General features: G+C 67.7%; 12 protein-coding genes. 9 read left to right on the top strand and 3 right to left on the bottom strand.

The features are described 5' to 3' along the window. The 3 genes from PSK12I2_RS0110960 to PSK12I2_RS0110970 form a co-directional block, all read left to right on the top strand. The coding region (locus tag PSK12I2_RS0110960) for an Hpt domain-containing protein (protein ID WP_027598422.1) at positions 1-3,582 on the top strand (3,582 nt) is incomplete at its 5' end. Then, a complete protein-coding gene (locus tag PSK12I2_RS0110965) occupies positions 3,575-4,594 on the top strand; it encodes a chemotaxis protein CheB (RefSeq protein ID WP_027598423.1) in 1,020 nt (339 codons plus the stop codon). The genes PSK12I2_RS0110960 and PSK12I2_RS0110965, both read left to right, overlap by 8 nt. Positions 4,595-4,605: 11 nt before the next feature. After that, the gene (locus PSK12I2_RS0110970; protein WP_007161686.1) at positions 4,606-5,073 is read left to right on the top strand and encodes a chemotaxis protein CheW; all 468 of its coding nucleotides are present in this window, start codon (positions 4,606-4,608) and stop codon (positions 5,071-5,073) included. On the opposite strand, the gene PSK12I2_RS0110975 is transcribed toward PSK12I2_RS0110970, so the two are convergent. The 3 genes from PSK12I2_RS0110975 to PSK12I2_RS0110985 all read right to left on the bottom strand — a co-directional run bounded on the left by PSK12I2_RS0110975 (position 5,070) and on the right by PSK12I2_RS0110985 (position 7,939). Then, the gene (locus PSK12I2_RS0110975) at positions 5,070-5,729 is read right to left on the bottom strand and encodes an HAD-IA family hydrolase (protein ID WP_027598424.1); all 660 of its coding nucleotides are present in this window, start codon (positions 5,727-5,729) and stop codon (positions 5,070-5,072) included. The two genes, PSK12I2_RS0110970 and PSK12I2_RS0110975, sit on opposite strands and share 4 nt — an antisense overlap. 67 nt (positions 5,730-5,796) lie before the next feature. Further along, positions 5,797-6,525: a 16S rRNA (uracil(1498)-N(3))-methyltransferase gene (locus PSK12I2_RS0110980; RefSeq protein WP_027598425.1), complete on the bottom strand. Its 729-nt coding sequence runs from the start codon at positions 6,523-6,525 to the stop codon at positions 5,797-5,799. Between the two features lie 13 nt (positions 6,526-6,538). After that, positions 6,539-7,939, bottom strand: coding sequence for an adenosylmethionine--8-amino-7-oxononanoate transaminase (locus PSK12I2_RS0110985; protein ID WP_027598426.1), 1,401 nt, complete (start codon positions 7,937-7,939; stop codon positions 6,539-6,541). Positions 7,940-8,113: 174 nt separating this feature from the next. On the opposite strand from PSK12I2_RS0110985, the gene PSK12I2_RS23915 reads away from it, so the two are divergent. The 6 genes from PSK12I2_RS23915 (at position 8,114) to PSK12I2_RS0111015 (ending at position 17,230) form a co-directional block, all read left to right on the top strand. After that, complete coding sequence (locus tag PSK12I2_RS23915) at positions 8,114-9,691, top strand: flavin monoamine oxidase family protein (RefSeq protein ID WP_037007670.1); 1,578 nt, start codon at positions 8,114-8,116, stop codon at positions 9,689-9,691. 173 nt (positions 9,692-9,864) lie between these two features. Next, the gene (locus PSK12I2_RS0110995; RefSeq protein WP_027598427.1) at positions 9,865-10,419 is read left to right on the top strand and encodes a cytochrome b; all 555 of its coding nucleotides are present in this window, start codon (positions 9,865-9,867) and stop codon (positions 10,417-10,419) included. Positions 10,420-10,454: 35 nt separating this feature from the next. Beyond that, on the top strand, positions 10,455-11,033 hold the full coding sequence (locus PSK12I2_RS0111000) for a YceI family protein (protein ID WP_007161692.1): 579 nt from the start codon (positions 10,455-10,457) through the stop codon (positions 11,031-11,033). Between the two features lie 346 nt (positions 11,034-11,379). Then, positions 11,380-12,576 carry an efflux RND transporter periplasmic adaptor subunit gene (locus PSK12I2_RS0111005; RefSeq protein WP_027598428.1) on the top strand — a complete coding sequence of 399 codons (1,197 nt, stop codon included), beginning with the start codon at positions 11,380-11,382 and terminating at the stop codon, positions 12,574-12,576. Positions 12,577-12,588: 12 nt separating this feature from the next. Continuing rightward, positions 12,589-15,726 (top strand): efflux RND transporter permease subunit, encoded by a 3,138-nt coding sequence (locus PSK12I2_RS0111010; RefSeq protein WP_027598429.1) that lies wholly within the window; start codon positions 12,589-12,591, stop codon positions 15,724-15,726. Between the two features lies 1 nt (position 15,727). After that, on the top strand, positions 15,728-17,230 hold the full coding sequence (locus PSK12I2_RS0111015; RefSeq protein WP_027598430.1) for an efflux transporter outer membrane subunit: 1,503 nt from the start codon (positions 15,728-15,730) through the stop codon (positions 17,228-17,230). The last annotated feature ends 30 nt before the right edge of the window (positions 17,231-17,260 follow it).

The raw sequence follows: 17,260 nt of genomic DNA on the forward strand, positions 1-17,260 counted from the left end.
GCCGAAGCCGAAGCCGAAGCCGAAGCCGAAGCCGAAGCCGAAGCCGAAGCCGAAGCCGAAGCCGAAGCCGAAGCCGAAGCCGAAGCCGAAGCCGAGCCTGACCTCGAGCTGCCGGAAGAGCCGCAGCCGCTGGCAGCGGACAGCGAGCCGGCGGCGGTCGAGGCCGAGACCGCCGAGCCCGTCGATCCGGAGATGCAGCTGATCTTCCTTGAAGAGGCCCAGGATCTGCTGGACAGCGCCGACCGGGCGCTGAAACGCTGGCTAGTGGAGCCGCAGCAGCGCTTCCACCTCGGCACCCTGCAGCGCGATCTGCATACCCTCAAGGGCGGCGCCCACCTCGCCGGGGTGGCGCCGGTCGCGCAACTGGCCACGGAGCTGGACGCCATCTACGAAGGCCTGCTCGACGGCCGTCTCGCCGGCGGTGCCGAACTGGCCCAGCCCCTGCGCGATGCCCATGGCTGCCTGGCGGCGCAACTCGAAGAGCTGGCGGCGGGCGAGCCGGTCAGCGAGCATGCCGACCAGGTCGAGCGCCTGCAGCGGATCCGTAGCGGTCATCTCGATGACCTGCCGGCGCTGGACGACAGCGGATCGGCCCCGGGCGAGCCCGCGCTCGGCGAATCGCTCGCGGATCACCCGGCGGACGCCGAGTCCGCGCTTCGGGAGCCGGCGCCCATGGCGACCGCGCCGGCGGCGGAGGAAGGTCCCGACGCCGAGTTGCTGGCCATCTACATCGAAGAGAGTCGCGACCTGCTCGACAGCATGGCGACCTCGCTGCGCGCCTGGGAAGCCGAGCCGCACAACAGTCTCGAACTGGAATCCCTGCTGCGCGACCTGCACACCCTCAAGGGCGGTGCGCGGCTGGCCGAGGTGGATGCCATCGGCGATCTCGCCCATGCCCTGGAGGCCTTCTACGAAGGACTGGCGCGCGGACGGATCAAGCCCGGCGCGGACCTGGGCGACCTGCTGCAGCGCTGCCATGACCGCCTGCACGAGCAACTCGAAGCCCTGGCCCGGGGCGAGACCCCGGTCCCGGCCGCCGATCTCATCGCGGCCTTGCGCGACTACCGCGGCGAGCCACTGGCGACCGGCGTGACCGCCGCGGCCGTGGTGGCGGCACCGGTCTTCGATGCCGACACCGATGCGGAAATCCTCGAGATCTTCATCGAGGAAGCCCAGGACCTGCTGGTCAGCATGGACGAGGCCCTGGCGGACTGGTCGGCCGCGCCAGATGTGGCGGTGGACGAATTGCTGCGCTGCCTGCATACCCTCAAGGGTGGCGCGCGCCTGGCCGGTCTGCACGGCCTGGGCGAGCAGGCCCATGAACTGGAACAGCAACTGGCGGAATTGCGCTCGCTCGCCGTGGGGCTGAGCGAGGGCGACCGTGAACGGGTACGCACCCTGGCGACTCAGGGCGTCGACGGGCTGCAACTGGCGGTCGCCCAGCTGTCGCTGCCGGCCGCCGCCCAGGCGAGTGCGGCGGCCGAGCCGGTCGAGACGGCCGAGGCCGAACCGGACGTCGTGCGCGAGGCTGAGCAGCCACCGGTCGCGGACGTCGCCGAGGAGGAAGCGCCTGCCGACCCGGACGTCGAGCCCGCCGTCGAGGGCCTGCCTGTTGCCCTGCCTGAGCAAGACAGCGCGGCGGCCCCCGTCATGGTCGCGGTCGAGACACCCGCGGCCCCAGTGGCGCCACTGCCCTTCGTGCAACGCCTGCAGCAGGTCCGTCAGCAGGCGGCGCAGCGGCGTTCGTCCCAAGAGCTGGTGCGGGTACCGGCCGCGCTGCTGGAGCAGCTGGTCAACCTGGCCGGCGAGACCTCGATCTTCCGTGGTCGCGTCGAACAGCAGGTCAGCGACATCGGCACCACCCTCGGCGAGATGGAAGCCACCATCGAGCGGGTGCGCGATCAGCTGCGCCGGCTGGATACCGAGACCCAGGCGCAGATCATCAGTCGTCACCACGAAGACGTGGATCGCGCCGGCTACGAGGATTTCGACCCCCTGGAGCTGGATCGCTATTCCCAGCTGCAGCAGCTGTCCCGCGCCCTGTTCGAGTCGGCGTCCGACCTCCTGGATCTAAAGAACACCCTGGGCCAGCGCAATCGCGATGCCGAGACCCTGCTGCTGCAACAGGCGCGGGTCAACACCGAGCTGCAGGAAAGCCTCATGCAGACGCGCATGGTGCCTTTCGAACGCATGGTGCCGCGACTACACCGGGTGGTACGCCAGGTCAGCGCCGAACTGGACAAGCCGATCGAGCTCAGGGTCGGCAACGCCGAAGGCGAGCTGGACCGCACGGTGCTCGAGCGGATCATTCCGCCGCTGGAGCACATGCTGCGCAACGCCATCGACCACGGCGTCGAGGACGCCGCCGGACGCCAGCGCGCCGGCAAGCCGGCCGAAGGCGTGATCAGCCTGGATCTGCGCCGCGAAGGTGGCGACATCATCCTGACCCTGGCCGACGACGGCCGTGGCATCGACCTGGCCGCGGTACGCCGCAAGGCCATCGAGCGCGGCCTGATGGCGGAAGACGCGCAGCTCGCCGATGAGGAGCTGCTGCAATTCATCCTCGAATCGGGCTTCTCCACCGCGCCGACCGTCACCCAGATCTCCGGGCGGGGCGTGGGCATGGACGTGGTGCACCAGGAGGTGAAGCAGCTCGGCGGCAACATGGACATCCACAGCGTGGCGGGCGAGGGGACGCGCTTCACCATTCGCCTGCCGTTCACTGTGTCGGTGAACCGCGCGCTCATGGTGCATGCCGGCGACGACCTCTATGCCGTGCCGCTCAACACCATCGAAGGCATCGTGCGGGTGACCGCGGCCGATCTCGAACGCTATTACCGTCCGGGGGCGGGCACCTTCGAATACGGCGGCCAGCACTATGACCTGCGCTATTTGGGGCACCTGCTTGGCAACGGCCAGCAGCCCAAGCTGAGCGGCCAGAGTCTGCCGCTGCCGGTAGTGCTGGTGCGCGCCGCCGAATACGCGGTGGCCGTGCAGGTGGATGCGGTGGCCGGCTCGCGGGAGATCGTGGTGAAGAGCCTGGGTCCGCAATTCGCCGGGGTGCCGGGTCTGTCCGGTGCCACCCTGCTGGGGGACGGGCGCGTGGTGGTGATTCTCGACCTGCTGGCGATGATCCGCAGTCAGCGCGCCAGTGGCGAAGAGCTGGCGCGGCTGGCGCAGGGTCCGGCCACCGTGGCCGAGGTCACCCGACCGGCGCTGGTCATGGTGGTCGACGATTCGGTCACGGTGCGCAAGGTCACCAGCCGCCTGCTGGAACGCCACGGCATGGAGGTCTTCACCGCCAAGGACGGGGTGGACGCCATCGCCCAGTTGCAGGAGCGGCAGCCGGACATCCTGCTGCTGGACATCGAGATGCCGCGCATGGACGGCTTCGAGGTGGCGACCCTGGTCCGCCACGATGCGCGCCTCAAGGACCTGCCGATCGTGATGATCACCTCCCGTACCGGGGAAAAACACCGCGAGCGGGCGCTGAGCCTGGGCGTGAACGAATACCTGGGCAAGCCCTACCAGGAGAGCGAACTCCTGGCCCACATCCATCGGTTGGTCAGGGAACATGACTGAGATGCACACCGCCCGCGTCGCCATCCTGGCCGACAGTCCGCTGCAGCGTCACGTGCTGCAGCAGGTGCTGGCCGACAATGGCTATCACGTCGTCCTCAACAGCGATCCGGAGCGCTTCGACGAAGCGGCCTGGCCCTCGGTCGCGACCGACCTGTGGCTGATCGACCTGAGCCAGACCGAGGAATCACCGCTGGTGGACGCGCTGCTGGAGGGGGCCGAGGTGCCCATCCTGTTCGGCGAAGGCCAGGCGCCGGAGCGCTTCACCGACCCCTTCACCCAGTGGGAGAAGCGCCTGATCGGCAAGCTCAAGCGGCTGATCGGCGATCCGGTGGCGGCGGTCGGTCCGGCCCTGGAGACCCTATTGCAGGACCAGCCGCGACCGCCGCGCCTGACCCTGCCGGAACCCCTGGCCAATCTGCCGCTGCCCGCCGGCGATCCGGCTCCCGAGGTCTGGTTGCTGGCGGCCTCCCTGGGCGGTCCGGCGGCGGTAAAGGCCTTTCTCGACGCCTTGCCGGGCGGTCTGCCGGTCGGTTTCCTCTATGCGCAGCACATCGGTGACGGCTTTGCCGCCAACCTGCTGCGCGCGGTCGGCCGGCACAGTCAGTGGCACATCCAGGGCGTGCGCCCGGGTGAGCCGGTGCGCTGTGGCGAGGTGGTGGTGGTGCCGACCCAGCAGGAGCTCACCTTCCGGGCCAACGGCGCCCTGGACATCGTCGAGCGCGCCTGGCCCGAGCCCCATACGCCGTCGATCAGCCAGATGATGCTCAACCTGGCGCAGCACTTCGGCGCCCGCTGCGGGGTCATCGTGTTCAGCGGCATGGGCAACGACGGCACCGCCTCGGCGCCCTATGTGCGGCGGCGCGGTGGCACGCTCTGGACCCAGTCGGCGAGCACCTGCATCGCCCCGAGCATGCCGGAAAGCCTGCGCGAATCGGGTCTCGCGACCCTTACCGCCGATCCCCGCGGCCTGGCCGAAGCCCTGGTGGCGCGCCTGGCCGAGCAGCAAAGCTGAAGGAATCTCCCATGTCGACCGCCGCGCCCGCCGAACACCTGACCGGTCTGCTGCTGACCCTGGCCGATCGCACCCTGCTGCTGCCCAACGCGGCGGTGGCCGAGCTGGTGCCCTGTCGCGAGATCCGGCCACTGCCGGTGCAACCCGACTGGTGCCTGGGCCAGGTCGCCTGGCGCGACCTGCGTCTGCCGCTGATCAGTTTCGAGGCGCTGTCCAGTGGCAGTGCCGCGCAATTCGATGGCGATCGCCATGCGCGGGTGGCCATCCTCAACGCCCTGGGCGGGCGTGAGCGGGTGCGCTTCCTGGCCCTGCTGATCCGCAGCATTCCGCGCTCGTTGCGCATCACCCCCGAGCTGGTCGCTGCCGAGGTACCCCTGGCCGCCCTGGAACTGGGCGCCGTGGCCTACGAAGGCGGCACGGCGCGCATTCCCGATCTGATCGGGGTGGAAGAGCGCCTCGCCGCCGCGGGCGTCTTCTAGACTTTCCGGATCAGGCGCAGGGCGCCGTCTTCATCACGGCTGATGCCGACGCCGCGGTAGTCGGCCAGGGTCGGCAGCCCCAGGTCCAGCGGCTGGCGATGGGTCGCGGTGATGGCCACCGCATCGGCGCCGGCGGCCTTGGCCGCGGCAAAGCCGGCGTGGGCATCCTCGAACACCAGGCAGTCGCCGATCGCCACCCCCAGCTTGCGCGCACCCGCCAGGAAACAGTCCGGCGCGGGCTTGCCCTGGGTGACGTCTTCGGCGCAGATCATCACCGGCGGCAGGGCCATGCCGGCCGCGGCGAGCCGCACTTCGGCCAGCCGGCGCGAAGCCGAGGTGACCAGCGCCCAGCTGCCGGCCGGCAGGCTGGCGAGAAAGGCCGCGGCGCCGGGGATTTCCTGGATATCGGCGACATCGGCGATCTCCAGTTCGGTGATGGCGCGGGTCTCGGCGTCGATGTCCGCGCCCGCCGGGGCGAAGCGCTTGACCGTCTCCACCGCCCGCACCCCGTGCATCACGGCGAGGACGTCCGCCGGATCGAGGCCATGGCCGAGGGCCCAGGTGCTCCAGGCGCGTTCGGCAGAGGCCACGCTGGTGAGCAGGGTACCGTCCATGTCGAACAGGAAGGCGGCGTAGGGGCGAGAGGGCAGGGTCATCCGGGGCTCCAAAACTATCCGTGGGGAAAGGGACGGACCGCCGCGGGGCAGCGGTCCGGGGGGCAAGTCAGGGGGTCTGGAAATCACCCCAGAGTTGCTGGGCCACGCTCAGGGCCACCACCGGCGCGGTCTCGGTGCGCAGCACCCGCGGCCCCAGGCGGGCCGGCTGGAAGCCGGCGGCGCGGGCGGCCGTGACTTCGGCCTCGCTCAGGCCGCCTTCCGGGCCGATCAGCAGGGCCAGGCGGGTGGGGCGGGCATGGCTTTCCAAGGGCTCGGCCACCGGGTGCAGGACCAGCTTGAGATCGGCGTCCAGCCCGGCCTGCCAGTCGGCCAGCAACTGCGGTGGATGGATCAGCGGCACCGTGGAGCGACCGCACTGTTCGCAGGCGCTGATGGCGACCTGGCGCCAGTGCTGCAGGCGCTTGTCGGCGCGTTCGTCCTTGAGGCGCACCTCACAGCGTTCGCTGACCAGTGGGGTGATCTCGGCCACCCCCAGCTCGGTGGCCTTCTGGATCGCCCAGTCCATGCGCTCGCCACGGGACAGGCCCTGGCCGAGGTGGATCCGCAATGGCGAATCGGGTTGGCCGGGCAATTCCTCGGTGAGGTCGACGCTGAGGGTCTTCTTGCCCACCTCGGCGACCTGGCCGAGGTATTCGCGGCCGCTGCCGTCGAACAGTTGCACGGCATCCCCCGGCGCCAGGCGCAGCACGCGGCCCAGGTAGTGGGCCTGGGCCTCGGGCAGGTCGAGACGGCCGAGGGCCAGGGGCAGGTCGAGGTGGCAGCGGGTGAGACGCATGGCGGACTCCAGATCAGCCGGGATCGCGGTGGTTGGGGTGCAGGTCGCTCAGGGCGACGCTGACCGAGGTGCGGGTGGCGAGGTCGATGCCTTCGCTCGCCACCTCGGCGAGGAAGTCGATCTGCTCGGGAGTGATGACGTAAGGCGGCAGGAAGTAGACCACGTTGCCCAGCGGCCGCAACAGGGCGCCGCGAGAGAGGGCGTGCTGGTAGACGGCCAGGCCGCGGCGCTCCTGCCAGGGGTAGGGCGTGCGGCGGGCCTTGTCGGCGGTCATCTCGATGGCCAGGGCCATGCCGGTCTGGCGCACCTCGCCGACCTGAGGATGCTCGGCCAGGTGCGCGGTGGCCTCGGCCATGCGCCGGGCCAGGGGCTTGTTGGCCTCGATGACGTCGTCCTCGGCGAAGATGTCCAGGGTCGCCAGGGCGGCGGCGCAGGCCAGCGGATTGCCGGTATAGCTGTGGGAATGCAGGAAGGCGCGCAGGGTGTGGTAGTCGTCGTAGAAGGCCTGGTAGACCGCATCGGTGGTCAGGCAGGCGGCCAGCGGCAGGTAGCCGCCGGTGAGTGCTTTGGACAGGCAGAGGAAATCCGGGCGGATGCCGGCTTGCTCGCAGGCGAACATCGTCCCGGTGCGACCGAAGCCCACGGCGATCTCGTCGTGGATCAGGTGCACGCCATAGCGATCGCAGGCCTCGCGCAGGAGGCGCAGATAGACCGGGTGGTACATGCGCATGCCGGTGGCGCCCTGGATCAGCGGCTCGACGATCACGGCGGCGACGCTGGCGTGGTGCTCGGCCAGGGTGCGCTCCATGTGCACGAACATCTGCCGCGAATGCTCTTCCCAGCCCATGCCTTCGGGGCGCAGGTAGCAATCGGGGCTCGGCACCTTGAGGGTGTCCAGCAAGAGCCCCTGGTAGGTCTCGGTGAACAGCGCCACGTCGCCCACCGACATGGCCGCCACCGTCTCGCCGTGGTAGCTGTTGGTCAGGGTGACGAAGCGGCGCTTGTCCGGCTGGCCCACGTTGCGCCAGTAGTGGTAGCTCATCTTCAGGGCCACCTCGATGCACGAGGAGCCGTTGTCGGCATAGAACACCCGGTCGAGACCGGCCGGGGTCAGGGCGACCAGGCGCTCGGACAGCTCGATCACCGGCTGGTGACTGAAGCCGGCGAGGATGACGTGCTCCAGCTGGTCGACCTGGGCTTTGATGCGGTCGTTGATGCGCGGATTGGCGTGGCCGAAGACATTGACCCACCAGGAACTGACGGCGTCCAGGTAGCGCTTGCCGTCGAAGTCTTCCAGCCAGACGCCCTCGCCGCGGCGGATCGGGATCACCGGCAGCTGCTCGTGATCCTTCATCTGGGTGCAGGGGTGCCAGAGCACCTCCAGGTCACGGCGCATCCAGTCGTGATTGGTCATTGGCGGTCTCCTGGCGACGGGCCCGGCGATAAAAAGGGGGCGCAAGCCTAAGCCAGGGCGCGCGACGGGAGCAAGGCGCGGGCCGATTGCCGGTCGTGGCGCCGTCTGGTTGCCCCGGGGCCGCTGGCGTATGCTGCGCCACCGCCGTTTCCCGGTCCCAGGAGTCTAGAAAAGATGTCGTCGCGTTGGACAGGTTTTACCGTCTGCTTGGCAGCCGGCGTATTCGCTACCAGCCTGAGCGCAGGCGCTGCCGAGAAGGCCCATAAAGAGTCGCACAAGGCGCCGGAAAAGGCTGCCGCGGCGCCCGTCGCGCCCAGTGGTCCCTCGGTGATCGTGGTCGGTGCCGGCATGGCCGGTCTGGCCTCGGCCTATGAACTGCAGCAGGCCGGCTGGAACGTGACCCTGCTGGAAGCCGGCGCGCGCGTCGGCGGTCGCTCCGGTCTCGCCTCCAGCGAATGGATCGGCGACACCAAGGCCCAGCCGGTGCTCAACCACTACCTGGACACCTTCAAGCTCAAGACCGTGGACGCGCCGTCCTTCGTGCGCACCCCGGGCTATCTGATCGACGGCCAGTACTATTCCCAGGACGACCTGGTGCAGAAGATGCCGGCCGTGGCCGATGCCCTGAAGCGCGTCGACAAGTCCCTGGACGACCTGGCCGCCGCCATCAGCGATCCGCTGCAGCCGACCGCCACCCCGACCCTGCACGCCCTCGACCAGATCAACGCCGCCACCTGGCTGGACAAGCAGAATCTGCCGCCGGTGGCCCGCCAGCTGATCAACCAGCGCATCCGCGTGCGCTACGACGAGCCCTCGCGGCTGTCGCTGCTCTATCTGGCCCAGCAGACCCGCGTCTATCGCGGCGTCGACGACAAGGACCTGCGCGCCTCGCGCCTGCCCGGCGGCAGCGACGTCCTGGCCCAGGCCTTCGTCAAGCAGATCAAGACGATCAAGACCGACAGCAAGGTGTCGAGCATCGTCCAGGATCCGAGCGGCGTGACGGTCAAGGCCGGCGCCAATGGCTACAAGGCCGACTACGTGGTGATGGCGGTGCCGCTGCGCGCCCTTGGTCAGGTGCAGATGACCCCGGCGCTGGACGCCACCCAGCAGGCCGCCATCAAGGGCACCACCTATGGCTGGCGCGACCAGATCCTGCTCAAGTTCAAGACCCCGGTGTGGGACAGCAAGTCGCGCATGAGCGGCGAGATCTACAGCGACCAGGGTCTGGGCATGCTGTGGGTGGAACCGGACGTCAAGGGCGGCGCCAATGTACTGGTCAACCTGGCCGGCGACAGCGCGCGCCTGGTGCAGGCCTTCGGCGACAAGCAGATGGTCGATCAGGTGCTGATCCGCTTCCACGCCCTCTATCCCAAGGCGCGCGGTGCCTTCTCCGGCTACGAAGTCCGTCGCTACAGCCGCGATCCGGGCGTGGGCGGTGCCTATCTGGCCTATGGTCCGGGCCAGATCACCCGTTACTGGCGGCTGTGGGAAAAGCCCACCGGCCGGGTGATCTTTGCTGGCGAGCACACCGATCCGCTGCATCCGGGCACCCTGGAAGGGGCCCTGGCCAGCGGTCAGCGCGCCGCCGGCCAGGTCCGCGACCTCAAGGCCGGCAAGGCCGTGGTCCCGGTCGTCGCCAGCGCCAAGGCCCAGGCTCAGCCGGCTGCCGCGCCCAAGCCCGCCGATGCCGCGCCGGCCAAGGACAGTGGCGAGCACGGTTTCTTCTGGAAGCTGTTCCACTGGTCGTTCTGATCCAGGCCCAGGCCCGGACGTTGCCCCTGCGCAGCGTCTGGGCTGGAGCGGACGGGGCACTCGCGCGCCGTCCGATCCATCGATTCCTTCGATATTGATTCGACACTTTTTCCGCTTTCCATCGATACGTTTGCGGCTAGGCTTAGGCAAAGCTTTTTCAGGAGAGAAAAGCGATGCACTGGCGCAACGATGGCCTTCGCTACGGTCTGGTAAGTCTGGTTCTGCATTGGGTCATGGCCCTGGCGATCGTCGCCATGTTCGCCTCCGGCCTGTGGATGCGCACCCTGGACTACTACGACACCTGGTACCACACCGCCCCCGAACTGCATAAGAGCGCCGGCATCCTCCTGCTGATCGCCCTGGTGCTGCGCCTGCTCTGGCGCCTGGTCAGTCCGCCGCCGCCGGTGGAGGGCAGCCCCCTGGTACGCCGCGCCGCCGGGGCCGGGCACTTCCTGCTCTATGCCTTGATGCTCAGCGTCATGGTGGCCGGCTATCTGATCTCCACCGCCGATGGTGTGGCCATCGATGTCTTCGGCTGGTTCAAGGTGCCGGCGACCCTGAGCGGCCTGCCGGACCAGGCCGATACGGCTGGCAAGATCCACCTCTGGTTCGCCTGGACGCTGATCGTCCTGGCCGGCCTGCATGTGCTGGCCGCGCTCAAGCACCATTTCGTCGACCGCGACGGCACCCTGGTGCGCATGCTCGGCCGGGTCCATACCCCTTCCTGATGTTCGCTTCCCACCACCACATGGAGCTCCATCCAATGCTGAAGAAAACCGTTGCCGCCCTGGCCCTGGGTACCGCTCTGCTGGGCGCCGGCCAGGCCATGGCCGCCGATTACAAGATCGACAAGCAGGGCCAGCACGCCTTCATCCAGTTCCGCATCCAACACCTGGGCTACAGCTGGCTGTACGGCACCTTCAAGGACTTCGACGGCAACTTCAGCTTCGATGCCAAGGATCCGTCCGCCGACAAGATCAAGGTGACCATCAACACCGACAGCGTCGACACCAACCACGCCGAGCGTGACAAGCACCTGCGCAGCGCCGACTTCCTCAACGTCGCCGCCCATCCCCAGGCCAGCTTCGAATCCACCAAGGTCACCCCCACCGGCGACGGCACCGCCGACGTCACCGGCAACCTGACCCTGAACGGCGTGACCAAGCCGGTCACCATCAAGGCCCACTTCATGGGCGAGGGCAAGGATCCGTGGGGCGGCTACCGCGCCGGCTTCGAGGGCACCACCACCCTCAAGCTCAAGGATTTCAACATCCAGAAGGACCTCGGTCCGAAGTCCCAGGAAGTGGAATTCATGCTGTCCTTCGAAGGCGTGCGCCAGTAACGGGACGCCCTCAGGTTGTAACCAAAGATGCCGGATTCGTCCGGCATTTTTATGCCTGGTCGTTTTTGGCGACGAGGCGGGCGCCAGAGGAATCCCCCGGCAGAACTCGCCTTCAGCCTGATGGTCTGCTACCGAGGTCGGTCGTCTGGGCCTGATGTCGTAGGAATAACCGTTTTCACGAGGCGCCGGAGCCGCCGGCGAGATACCCGAGCATGGCGCTTGGGTTATTTACAAACAGTCGTGAACGTAAGTATATTTGTCTGATAATAATTCCTATGCTCGAGCCGGTGCGGATCCACAAGGCGCGCTGCGCATGCTCATTTCCCCGCTTTCAAGGACTTTTGATATGCAGATCAAGCCGGCGCATGCCTTTTTCGCCCCCGCCCTGCTGGCCGTGGCCCTGGCCCTGGGCGCCTGCGGCAAGCAGGACAACAAGGACCAGCAGCAGCAACAGCAGCAGAAGCCCGCGGAGGTCGGGGTGGTGACGATGCAACCCCGCACCGTGACCCTCACCGACGAACTGCCCGGGCGCACCTCGGCCTTCCGCATCGCCGAGGTCCGTCCCCAGGTCAGCGGCATCCTGCTCAAGCGCTACTTCACCGAGGGCGCCGACGTGAAGGCCGGCACCCAGCTCTATCAGATCGATCCGCGCACCTACGAAGCCAACGTCAACTCGGCCAAGGCCTCGCTGGCCCAGGCCCAGGCGACCCTGGCCTCCAACCGGCTCAAGGCCCAGCGCTATGGCGCCCTGGTCAAGGAGCAGGCGATCAGCAAGCAGGAAGCCGACGACGCCCTGTCCATGCAGCGGCAGAACGAAGCCCAGGTGGAATCGGCGAGAGCCGCCCTGCGCAACGCCGAGATCAACCTGGCCTACACCAAGGTCGCCGCGCCGATTTCCGGCCGCATCGGGCGCTCGATGATGACCGAAGGCGCCCTGGTCACCGCCGACCAGACCACCGCCCTGACCAGCATCACCCAGCTCGATCCCATCTATGTCGACGTGACCCAGTCCGCCACCGACCTGTTGCGCCTGCGCCGTGAACTGGACAGCGGTCAGCTGCAGCGCGTGCAGGGCGAGAACGCCGCCGAGGTCAAGCTGATGCTGGAAGACGGCAGCGCCTACAGCCGTCCCGGCAAGCTCAAGTTCGCCGAGGTCTCGGTGGATCAGGGCACCGGCTCGGTGACCATCCGTGCCGAATTCCCCAACCCCGACAAGCTGCTGCTGCCAGGCATGTTCGTGCGTGCCCAGCTGCAGTCCGGCGTTCGCCAGAATGCCCTGCTGGTGCCGCAACAGGGCGTGACCCGCGACATCAAGGGCCAGCCCACCGCCATGGTGGTCAACGGCGAAGGCAAGGTCGAGCAGCGAATCCTCAAGACCGAGCGTACCGTGGGCTCCGACTGGCTGGTCACCGACGGCCTGAAGGCGGGTGACAAGGTCATCACCGAGGGCCTGCAGAAGATCAAGCCGGGCGCCACCGTCACCACCAAGCCGGCGAGCAACATCGCCTCCGCCGAGCAGAAGCCGGCGGGTCAGGCTCAGTAAGGGGAGCGCCCGATGTCCAAGTTCTTCATCGACCGGCCCATCTTCGCCTGGGTGATCGCCCTGGTGATCATGCTCGCCGGTATCCTGTCGATCCTCAATCTGCCGATCAACCAGTACCCGAACATCGCCGCCCCGGCGGTCTCGATCCAGGTGAGCTACCCGGGCGCCTCGGCGCAGACGGTGCAGGACACCGTGGTCCAGGTCATCGAGCAGCAGATGAACGGGATCGACAACCTCAGGTACATCTCCTCGGAGTCCAACTCCGATGGCAGCATGACCATCATCGTGACCTTCAACCAGGGCACCAACTCCGACATCGCCCAGGTCCAGGTGCAGAACAAGCTGCAGCTGGCGACGCCGCTGCTGCCGCAGGAAGTGCAGCAGCAGGGCATGCGCGTGGCCAAGTACCAGCGCAACTTCATGATGGTGGTGGGCCTGGTCTCCATGGACGGCTCCCTGACCAAGGAAGACCTGTCCAACTACATCGTTTCCAACATGCGTGATCCCATCGCGCGGACCAGCGGTGTGGGTGACTTCCAGGTGTTCGGTGCCCAGTACGCCATGCGCATCTGGCTCGATCCGCAGAAGCTGGTGAAGTACCAGCTGACGCCGGTCGACGTCAGCAGCGCCATCCAGAGCCAGAACGTGCAGATCGCCTCCGGTCAGCTCGGCGGCCTGCCGGCGGTGCCGGGGCAACAGCTCAACGCCACCATCATCGGCAAGACCCGCCTGACCAGCGTCGAGGAATTCGGCAAGATCTTCCTCAAGGTCGATCAGAGCGGCGCCCAGGTGCGCCTGCGCGACGTGGCACGGGTGGAGCTGGGGGGCGAGAACTATTCCATCGACGCTCAGTTCGACGGCAAGCCGGCCTCCGGCATGGCCCTGCGTCTGGCCACCGGGGCCAACGCCCTGGACACCGCCAAGGCGGTCCGCGCCACCATCGAACGGCTCAAGCCGTTCATGCCGCCGGGCATGGAAGTGGTCTATCCCTATGACACCACCCCGGTGGTGACCGCTTCCATCCACGAGGTGGTCAAGACCCTGGGCGAGGCGATCCTGCTGGTGTTCCTGGTGATGTTCCTGTTCCTGCAGAACTTCCGGGCCACCCTGATCCCCACCATCGCCGTACCCGTGGTTCTGCTGGGCACCTTCGCGGTGCTGCTGGCCGCCGGTTTCACCATCAACATCCTGACCATGTTCGGCATGGTGCTCGCCATCGGCCTGCTGGTGGACGATGCCATCGTGGTGGTGGAAAACGTCGAGCGGGTGATGGCCGAGGAGGGGCTCTCGCCCAAGGAGGCGACGCGCAAGTCCATGGGCCAGATCCAGGGCGCCCTGGTCGGTATCGCCATGGTGCTGTCGGCGGTGTTCGTGCCCATGGCCTTCTTTGGCGGCTCCACCGGGGTGATCTATCGCCAGTTCTCCATCACCATCGTTTCCTCGATGGTGCTCTCGGTGCTGGTGGCCCTGATCCTGACCCCGGCGCTGTGCGCCACCCTGCTCAAGCCGGTCAAACAGGGGCACCACGAGAAGCGCGGTTTCTTCGGCTGGTTCAACCGCAAGTTCGAGAGCGGTCAGCACCGCTACGAGCGCAGCGTGGCCGCGGTGATCCGCCACAAGGTGCCCTTCCTGCTGCTGTACCTGCTGATCGTCGGCGTCATGGTGTTCCTGTTCACCCGCATCCAATCGTCCTTCCTGCCGGAAGAGGACCAGGGCGTGATCTTCGCCCAGGTCACCACGCCGCCGGGCTCCAGTGCCGAGCGGACGCAGAAGGTGCTCGACACCATGCGCGAGATGATGATGAAGAACGACTCGAGCGCGGTCAGCTCGATGTTCACCGTCAACGGCTTCAACTTCGCCGGTCGCGGCCAGAGCTCGGGCCTGGCGTTCATCCAGCTCAAGCCCTGGGAAGAGCGTCCGGACGCCAAGGACGGGGCCAGTGCCGTGGCCGGTCGCGCCATGGGCTACCTGTCGGGCATCAAGGACGCCATCGTCTACGCCATCGTGCCGCCGGCGGTGCTGGAGCTGGGTAACGCCACCGGCTTCGACTTCTATCTGCAGGACCAGGGCGGCATCGGCCACGAGGCGCTCATGGCCGCGCGCAACCAGCTGCTCGGCATGGCCGCGCAGAATCCCAAGCTGATGCAGACCCGTCCCAACGGCCTCAACGACGAGCCGCAATTCAAGCTCATCGTCGACGACGAGAAGGTGCGCGCCCTGGGGCTGTCGCAGAGCGACGTCAACCAGACGCTGTCCATCGGCTGGGCGTCCAGCTACGTCAACGACTTCATCGACCGCGGTCGGGTGAAGAAGGTGTACCTGCAGGGCGAAGCCAGCGCGCGGATGAATCCCGAGGACTTCAACAAGTGGTACGTGCGCAACAGCGCGGGCGAGATGGTGCCAGTGTCGGCCTTCGCCCGCGGCGAGTGGATCTACGGCTCGCCCAAGCTGGAGCGCTACAACGGCATCTCCTCGCTGGAGATCCTCGGTTCCGCGGCGCCCGGCTACAGCACCGGTGACGCCATGGCCGAGATCGAGCGCATGGCCAAGGACCTGCCGCAGGGCGTGGGTATCGCCTGGACCGGTCTGTCCTACGAGGAGCGGCTGTCGGGCTCCCAGGCGCCGGCGCTCTACGCCCTGTCGCTGCTGGTGGTGTTCCTCTGCCTGGCGGCGCTGTACGAGAGCTGGTCGATTCCGATCGCGGTCATCCTGGTGGTGCCGCTGGGGGTGGTGGGGGCCTTGCTGGCCACCTACTTCCGTGGCCTGGCCAACGACGTCTTCTTCCAGGTCGGTCTGTTGACGACCATCGGTCTGGCGGCGAAGAACGCCATCCTGATCGTGGAATTCGCCAAGGAGCTGCACGAGGGCGGCAAGAACATCGTCGATGCGGCGGTGGAGGCCTCGCGCATGCGTCTGCGGCCCATCATCATGACCTCCATGGCCTTCATCCTGGGCGTGGTGCCCCTGGCGATCTCCTCGGGCGCGAGCTCCGGCAGTCAGCACGCCGTGGGTACCGGCGTGATCGGCGGCATGCTCACCGCCACGATACTGGCGATCTTCTGGATTCCCATGTTCTACGTGGTGGTCAGCAGCCTGTTCAAGGACAAGGCCACCAAGGACCAGGAAGCCCATGGCAAGGAAGGACACTGATATGAAGAAGTCTGTCTTGGCGGTGGTCGTGGGCATGCTGGCCGTCTCCGGCTGCAGCCTGATCCCCGACTACCAGCGACCCAACGCGCCGGTGGAGAATGCCTGGCCCCATGGCCAGGCCTACGATGCCCTGACGGTCAATCGCGACCAGCAGGCGGCCGACATCGGCTGGCGCGATTTCTATCGCGATCCGGCCCTGCAGCAACTGATCCAGCTGTCGCTGGACAACAACCGCGACCTGCGCCAGGCCGCGCTGAACGTGCGCCTCTACCAGGCGCAGTACCGCGTGCAGCGCGCCGAGCTGTTTCCCGACATCAGTGTCAGCGGCACCGGGACCCGTACCCGCCAGCCGGAAGACCTGAGCCAGGTCTCCGCCATCCGCGAACTGCTCGCCGGCAACAGCGCCAACGGCGCGGGTGGCGGTGGCGGCGGCAGCATCAGCAGCCAGTACAGCGTGACCCTGGGCTTCACCTCCTATGAGCTGGACCTCTTCGGTCGCCTGCGCAGCCTCAGCGAGCAGGCGCTGCTCAACTACTTCGCCACCAGCGAAGGACGTCGCAGCACCCAGATCTCGCTGGTCTCGGAAGTGGCCAACGCCTACTACGCCTGGCTCACCGACCAGCGCATGCTGCAACTGACCCGCGAGACCCTGGACGCCTATCAGCGCTCCTACGACCTGACCCGTCAGACCGTGGAGAACGGCGTGGCCAGCGGCCTGGACCTGCGCCAGTCGCGCACCGCCCTGGAAGGGGCGCGGGCGAATCTGGCGCAATACACCCGCCAGGTGGCCCAAGATCGCAATGCCCTGACGCTGCTGCTGGGCACCTCGATCCCGGCCGACCTGCCGCAGGGCAAGGGCCTGGACGGCAAGGACCTGCTCGCCGACCTGCCGGCCAACCTGCCGTCGGATCTCCTGCAGAAGCGCCCGGACATCCTCCAGTCCGAGCTGCAGCTGCGCGCCGCCAACGCCAACATCGGCGCGGCGCGGGCGGCCTTCTTCCCGCGCATCAGCCTGACCGCCCAAGGTGGCACGGCCAGTCGCGATCTGAATGGCCTGTTCGACGCCGGCTCCGGCTACTGGACCTTCTCGCCGAGCATCAACATCCCGATCTTCACGGCCGGCAGCCTCAAGGCCAGCCTGGATGCGGCCAGGATCCAGAAGGACATCAACGTCGTCACCTACGAGAAGTCGATCCAGACCGCCTTCCGCGAAGTGGCCGATGCCCTGGCGGCGAAGGGCACCTATGACGACCAGCTGCAGGCCCAGCAGGACCTGGTGCAGGCCAGCCAGGAGTACTACGACCTGGCCAACCTGCGCTATCGCCAGGGCATCGACAACTACCTCACGGTGCTCGACGCCCAGCGCTCGCTGTACAGCGCCCAGCAGCAGCTGATCACCGATCGACTCAACCAGCTCAACAGCGAGGTCACCCTGTACAAGGCCCTCGGCGGTGGCTGGCTGGAGCGTAGCCAGACGCGACCGCCGCTGGCGGCCAAGCCCTGACCCTGCTCCAGCAAGACGCCGGCCTCGTGC

The organism is Pseudomonas sp. MOIL14HWK12:I2 (assembly GCF_000510745.1).
In the GTDB taxonomy this organism is placed as follows: domain Bacteria; phylum Pseudomonadota; class Gammaproteobacteria; order Pseudomonadales; family Pseudomonadaceae; genus Chryseomonas; species Chryseomonas oryzihabitans.